The sequence below is a fragment of the Mesorhizobium sp. M0633 genome (genome assembly GCF_040320645.1).
GTDB lineage: Bacteria > Pseudomonadota > Alphaproteobacteria > Rhizobiales > Rhizobiaceae > Mesorhizobium.
The window spans coordinates 1-703 of the sequence record NZ_JAMYQC010000125.1; the positions used below are offsets into that span (position 1 = coordinate 1).

Below are 703 nucleotides of genomic sequence, written 5' to 3' on the forward strand. Positions count from 1 at the left end.
ATTCTCCTGCTTTTCCAGCCGCGACTTCACACTGTCGAAAGAGAGCATCCGATTGACGGAGAAATGCCTGCCGACGTCTCTCAGCATGTCGATCCAACGAATGTTGTCCAGCCAGTCGGCATTGTTCACCATCACGGCATCCATCGGGCCGTCTCCGAAGACAAGGAGACGGTCAAAGACCTTTCTGATCCCTTCAATGTTGGCGGCGATCCGCTCGTCCGTCAGCATCGGCCGCGCCTCCGAACGGAAGCTGGGATCGCCGATGCGGGTGGTCCCACCCCCAATGAGAACGATGGGTTTATGGCCAGTCTGCTGAAGATGACGAAGCGCCATGATCAGAAGAAGATGGCCGACATGAAGACTGTCAGCCGTCGCATCAAAACCAGCGTAAGCGGGTACGACGCCTGCTTCAAAGGCGGCATCGACACCCGGCAGGTCGGTCCCTTGATTTACATAGCCGCGCTCAATGAGCGTCTTCAAAGCCGCCGAACATGGTTCGGAATGACCGGTTGATAAATCGGGAAGTGCCATATAGGGAATCCTCCTGGTATTGCCGCCAGGGGGTCCTCTCATGAACAAAGCCGCCTGACGGCGGCTTGCTTCAAGGCATGATCGAAACGCGCCGCTCCTTATGGAAGCGTCGCATAATAGATTGCAGCGATGGGCGCGGACTTGATCATGTGCCGATGCATAAAGGACTTTA

At 56.0% G+C, this 703-nt stretch carries 1 protein-coding gene; it reads right to left on the minus strand.

Going from position 1 to position 703, the window contains the following annotated elements:
* Positions 1-531 (minus strand): tyrosine--tRNA ligase (gene tyrS, locus NKI47_RS34960; protein ID WP_352596396.1); only part of this gene is annotated, 531 nt, incomplete at its 3' end.
* Positions 532-703: the final 172 nt, after the last annotated feature.